6 protein-coding genes and 1 pseudogene are annotated in these 5,654 nt (G+C 57.1%); all 7 read left to right on the top strand.

Annotated features, from left to right (window positions below; translation table 11 throughout):
• A partial coding sequence (locus tag HAP95_RS00085; protein ID WP_215882438.1) for a PDDEXK nuclease domain-containing protein occupies positions 1-834 on the top strand: 834 nt, incomplete at its 5' end.
• A complete protein-coding gene (locus HAP95_RS00080; RefSeq protein WP_215882437.1) occupies positions 831-2,147 on the top strand; it encodes a restriction endonuclease subunit S in 1,317 nt (438 codons plus the stop codon). The genes HAP95_RS00085 and HAP95_RS00080, both read left to right, overlap by 4 nt.
• Positions 2,144-2,533 carry a hypothetical protein gene (locus tag HAP95_RS00075; protein ID WP_215882436.1) on the top strand — a complete coding sequence of 130 codons (390 nt, stop codon included), beginning with the start codon at positions 2,144-2,146 and terminating at the stop codon, positions 2,531-2,533. Before HAP95_RS00080 ends, HAP95_RS00075 begins: the two co-directional genes overlap by 4 nt.
• The gene (locus HAP95_RS00070; RefSeq protein WP_215882435.1) at positions 2,530-2,937 is read left to right on the top strand and encodes an ATPase; all 408 of its coding nucleotides are present in this window, start codon (positions 2,530-2,532) and stop codon (positions 2,935-2,937) included. Before HAP95_RS00075 ends, HAP95_RS00070 begins: the two co-directional genes overlap by 4 nt.
• Entirely contained in the window at positions 2,937-3,143 is a 207-nt protein-coding gene (locus tag HAP95_RS00065) for a hypothetical protein (protein ID WP_215882434.1), read from the top strand. Before HAP95_RS00070 ends, HAP95_RS00065 begins: the two co-directional genes overlap by 1 nt.
• Entirely contained in the window at positions 3,136-4,761 is a 1,626-nt protein-coding gene (locus tag HAP95_RS00060; protein ID WP_215882433.1) for a type I restriction-modification system subunit M, read from the top strand. Before HAP95_RS00065 ends, HAP95_RS00060 begins: the two co-directional genes overlap by 8 nt.
• A 171-nt stretch (positions 4,762-4,932) precedes the next feature.
• Positions 4,933-5,654, top strand: a pseudogene (locus tag HAP95_RS00055) (bifunctional proline dehydrogenase/L-glutamate gamma-semialdehyde dehydrogenase); the annotation flags it as partial.

Here is a 5,654-nt window from a genome sequence, read left to right as displayed (position 1 = left end):
AGCGGCTGCAAGGCGTCAGCGCCAAGCACCCCGCCTCTGCCAAAACGGGAGACGCCGTCTCCCGAATCCGGGGCGGTGGCAGCCGAGACTCCGCCATTGAGCCATACCCATCCCGACCTCATCCATCATCTCTCCTTCTCCCACCTGGCCGAGCTGCTGGACCTCCCCGACGACACCCAGCGCCGCTTTTACGAGATCGAGTGCATTCGCGGCAACTGGTCGGTGCGCGAGCTACGCCGCCAGATTGCCAGCCTCTACTACCAGCGCAGCGGCCTCTCCAAAGACAAGGCCAAACTCTCCGCCATGACTCATGCGGCGGCGGATACGTTCCAGCCCGCCCACATCATCCGCGATCCCTACATTTTCGAGTTCCTCGGCCTGCGCTCGCGGGAGGTCATGGCGGAATCCGACCTGGAAGACGCCTTGCTCGACCGCCTTCAGGATTTCCTCCTCGAACTGGGACACGGCTTCTGTTTCGAGGCTCGGCAAAAGCGCATCCTCATTGGCGACGAATATTTCTTCATCGACCTCGTCTTCTACCACCGCATACTCAAGTGCCACATCCTCGTCGAACTCAAGACCGATGCCTTCCGCCACGAACACTTAGGCCAGCTCAACACCTACGTCGCTTACTACAAACAACACCAGATGACCCCAGGCGACCAGCCGCCCATCGGCATCCTTCTTTGCACCCGCAAAAATGACGCCCTCGTCGAGTTCGCCCTCGGTGACTTGAGCAATCAGGTCTTCGTCTCCCGCTACGCCGTCGAGCTGCCCAAGAAAGAGGATATGGAACGCTTCATCGCTCAACTCGGCAAGGAGGTGGGGGCATGAGCAGCAAGACGAAAACCACCGCCACGACAGAAGCAGTAACGCCCGCACGGGTGCCGAAGCTGCGGTTTCCGGAGTTTCGGGGGGCAGAGGGGTGGAAGCTCGCGCCGCTGAGTCAATTGGCAACTCGCACCAAACAGAAAAACCGCGATGAAAAAATTACTCGCGTGCTGACGAACTCAGCCGAGTTTGGCGTGATGGACCAGCGCGACTTCTTCAACAAAGAAATTGCCACGCAAGGCAATCTCGAAAGCTATTTCGTCGTTGAGCTGGGCAGCTATGTTTACAACCCGCGCATCTCTGCAACAGCACCTGTTGGCCCCATTTCCAAGAACAAAGTTGGCACTGGCGTCATGTCGCCGCTCTACACCGTCTTCAAGTTCAAAGACGGTGGCAATGACTTTTATGAACACTACTTCAAGACGACCGGCTGGCACACCTACATACGGCAGGCATCCAGCACAGGTGCGCGGCATGATCGAATGGCCATCTCCAGCGACGATTTCATGGCCATGCCTTTGCCTGTTCCGACACCGAAGGAACAACAAAAAATCGCCGAGTGCCTGAGTTCGGTGGACGAGCTGATCGCCGCGCAAGCGCGGAAAGTGGACGCGCTCAAGACCCATAAAAAAGGGCTGATGCAGCAGCTTTTCCCCACCGAGGGCGAAACCCAACCCCGCCTCCGCTTCCCCGAATTCCAAAACGCCGGTGAGTGGGTTGTGAAGCCTTTTGGCGAGATTTTTCCAATTACTTCATCGAAGCGAGTTCACGAATCAGATTGGACCCCGACAGGCGTGCCGTTCTATCGCGCCCGAGAGATTGTTGCGCTCAACAAACGCGAGCCGATTCAACCGTTATTCATCAGCGAAGAGCTTTACGCTGCCTACAGCAAGCAGACTGGGGAGATCCGCGACGGACACTTGCTGGTCACGGGCGTTGGCTCGATTGGCGTTCCTTACTTGGTGAGAGCCGGAGATCGTTTCTACTTCAAGGACGGCAATATCATCTGGCTAAAAAACGATGGAAAAGAGCTGAGCGGGGAGTTTCTGCTTCGGCTTTACGAAACTGATTACGTTCAGAAACAGCTCAAGGCAATGGCCGATGTCGGAACAGTAGCAACCTACACCATCGACAATGCGAAGAGAACGCTAGCTGCGTTTCCGAGAGCCAAAGTCGAACAACACCGCATCGCCTCCTGCCTGAGCAGCCTCGACGCCCTGATCACCCTGGAGACCCAAAAGCTCGACGCCCTCAAAACCCACAAGAAAGGCCTGATGCAGCAGCTTTTCCCATCCCCGGAGGAGGTTGAGGTATGAGCAGGCGGGGTTTGTGGGTAGTCGTCAAGGACTCCTTGATAACTCAAATGCAGTCGGGTCATGTGGCAACCGTCAAGCAATCCTTGACGGTTCACGTTGACGCAGGCCGCGCAGCAACCACCGAGAAATCCTCGGTGGTTCAAATACCCGAAGAAACCCCAAAACAGTGGAGGCCATGCCATGGAGTGACGGCGGATCATTTTCGTGGCGTCACGAAAATGATCAAGCTGGAGGTGGCTGCAACTTGTCGGAAATTCCGACAGGTTCGCACGGAGGACACGCGGAAGGTCACGCGCCAAACAGCAAGAGACCATGCAAGCCCCCAGCAGGACGAAGCCGGGCTGAAGACGCTGGAAACCAAAATCAAACGACGCCCGAAAACATGACGAAGAAAATCATCATCATTGCCGGGCCGAATGGAGCAGGTAAAACGACTTTTGCCCGAGCTTTTTTGCCGCAAGAGGCGCAATGCGCGCGTAAAGGCGAGAGCTTTGCGTTTGAGACGACTTTGGCAGGCTTGGCCTATCTGCGGCATATTGCTCACTGGCAGTCACTGGGCTACCACATCAGCCTGTTTTTTTTGCGTTTACCCGATGTTGATACCGCCATCGCGCGCGTGGCTGAGCGTGTGCGGCAGGGTGGGCACTATATTCCAGAGGCTGTTATTCGTCGTCGTTTTGCGGCAGGCTTGCAACATTTGGAACAGCGTTACAAAGGCGCAGTGGATGCTTGGGCTATCTATGACAGCGTCGGTGATATTCCGCTACTTTTGGAATGGGGAGAAAATTAATGACCATGAAAAATATTGCAGAAGCCAAAGACCCTGATTTGCGTGCATCTGTCGCAGCTATGCAACGCGCTGCCCTGATTGCCCGTTATACGGCTATTCAGACCAATACCGATCTGGTGATTATGAAAAACGGGCAATTGCTGCGGGTTTCTCCCGAGGAACTCCGTCAAAACATGCAAAAGGATTGTCCCCCGCAAAATGACTGAAACCAACCAAAAACAACTGGGCAATACCCTCTGGGCCATCGCCGACCAACTACGCGGGGCGATGGATGCGGACGATTTTCGCGACTACATGCTGTCCTTCCTGTTCCTGCGCTACCTCTCCGACAACTACGAGACAGCGGCGAAGAAGGAACTGGGCAAGGATTACCCCGATGTGGGCAAAGACACGCGCAAGGTGCCGCTGGCGCTCTGGTACGCCAACAACGCGGACGACATTCCGGCCTTCGAGAAGCAGATGCGGCGCAAGGTGCATTACGTCATTGAGCCACAGCATCTCTGGAACAGTATCGCCAACCTGGCCCGCACCCAGAATGCGGAGCTTTTGAACACGCTGCAGGCGGGCTTCAAATACATCGAGACGGAATCGTTCGAGAGTACCTTTCAGGGCCTGTTCTCCGAGATCGACCTGAGTTCGCCCAAGCTGGGCAAGACCTACGTCGACCGCAACGCCAAGCTTTGCACCATCATCCAGAAAATCGCCGAAGGGCTGGCGGAGTTTTCCACGAACATCGACGCGCTGGGCGATGCCTACGAATACCTGATCGGCCAGTTCGCAGCGGGCTCGGGCAAGAAGGCGGGCGAGTTCTACACCCCGCAGCAGATTTCCGACATCCTCTCCGCCATCGTCACGCTGGACAGCCAGGAGCCGAAAACCGGCACGAAAAAAAGGCTGGACAGCGTGCTGGACTTCGCCTGCGGCTCCGGCTCGCTGCTGCTCAATGTGCGCAAGAAGATGGCCGGTGCGGACGGCAAGTCGGGCGGAACCATCGGCAAGATCTACGGCCAGGAAAAGAACATCACCACCTACAACCTCGCGCGCATGAACATGCTGCTGCACGGGGTGAAGGACACCGAGTTCGAGATCTTCCACGGCGACACGCTGACCAACGAGTGGGAGCGGATGCGCGAGCAGAACCCGGCCAAAAAGCCGGGCTTCGATGCCGTCGTCGCCAACCCGCCTTTCAGCTACCGCTGGGATCCCACCGACGCGCTGGCCGACGACGTGCGCTTCAAAAGCCACGGCCTCGCGCCCAAGTCCGCCGCCGACTTCGCCTTTTTGCTGCACGGCTTTCATTTCCTGAAAGACGAAGGCGTGATGGCCATCATCCTGCCGCACGGGGTGCTGTTTCGGGGCGGTGCGGAGGAACGCATCCGCACCAAGCTGCTGAAAGACGGCCACATCGACACCGTCATCGGCCTGCCCGCCAACCTGTTCTATTCCACCGGCATTCCGGTGTGCATTCTGGTGCTGAAAAAGTGCAAAAAGCCCGATGACGTGCTGTTCATCAACGCCGCCGAGCATTTCGTGAAAGGCAAGCGCCAGAACCAATTGAGCAAGGAACACATCGACCGGATTGTCGATACCTATCAATTCCGCAAGGAAGCGCCGCGCTATGCCCGCCGCGTGGACATGGCGGAGATCGAGAAAAACGACTTCAACCTGAACATTTCGCGTTACATCAGCACGGCGGTGGCCGAGGAAGAGATCGACCTTGCGGCGACGCATGCGGGCCTGGTGGACATCGAGCAAGCCATCCGGCAAGCGACGGCGCAACACAACGCATTCCTGAAAGAGCTGGGCCTGCCACTGTTGCCATAGGCGTACTGAAGCCCCATCACACTTGCATTTCCTGCCCCAAGTATGACAACCTGTTTACAAGAGGTTGTAGCGCTGCGGTAGCCTAAAGCGCATAAAAACCCGTAGATGAAAAAGGAGGCAGGCACAGGCTGATCATGGACCCGATTACCTGCTGCGAGGAGCCTTGTGGGAATGTCTCAAACCCGTTTACATACCATTTTGCCCAGTGATTTTAATGATTCTCCGGATTTTCTTCGGAAACCTGCGTCACTACCACCCCCGTACCGGGATGAAAATCAGCAGGTTGATGCACTGCTGTCGGCGCTCAGCGGCAAGCTGAACTGGCTGAACGTCATAGATCAGGCGCGGCCCTGGGTGGAGGCTGTACGCAAGCAGCCAGCGCCGTTCTGGGCTCTGGAGTCCCTGTTAAGGGAGTACCCCATTACCAGTGCCGAAGGCTTGGCCTTGATGCGTCTGGCCGAGGCCCTGCTGCGCGTGCCCGATACTGGTACAGCGGCCTTGCTGGCGGCGGATCAGCTGGGCAGGGCGCGCTTTGCCGGTGAGGAAAAACAGTCCTGGATTACCCAGATTTCTGGTCGGGTGCTGATTTTATCCCGCCGTCTGCTCGCCGAAAAAGAAACGCGTAGTCTGGTGCAAAGACTCGGTATGAATACCGTCGTGACGGCAGCAGTGCGGGCCATTGCGCTACTGGGTCGGCAGTTTGTACTTGGACAGGATCTTGGTGAGGCGCGCCGGCGCTCCGCCGAAGCCCGAAAAAAACAGTCCGCACTCTGCTATTCCTACGATATGTTGGGAGAAGGAGCCCGCAACAGTGCGGATGCAACCCGCTATGCGGCTTCTTATGAATCTGCTTTGCGCGCTCTGGCCACCCAATCCGGCAATGAGGGTTCCCG

This window comes from Acidithiobacillus sulfurivorans (assembly GCF_018853815.1).
Classification (GTDB): Bacteria; Pseudomonadota; Gammaproteobacteria; order Acidithiobacillales; family Acidithiobacillaceae; genus Acidithiobacillus; species Acidithiobacillus sulfurivorans.
This window is presented reverse-complemented; position numbering and strand designations above follow the sequence as displayed.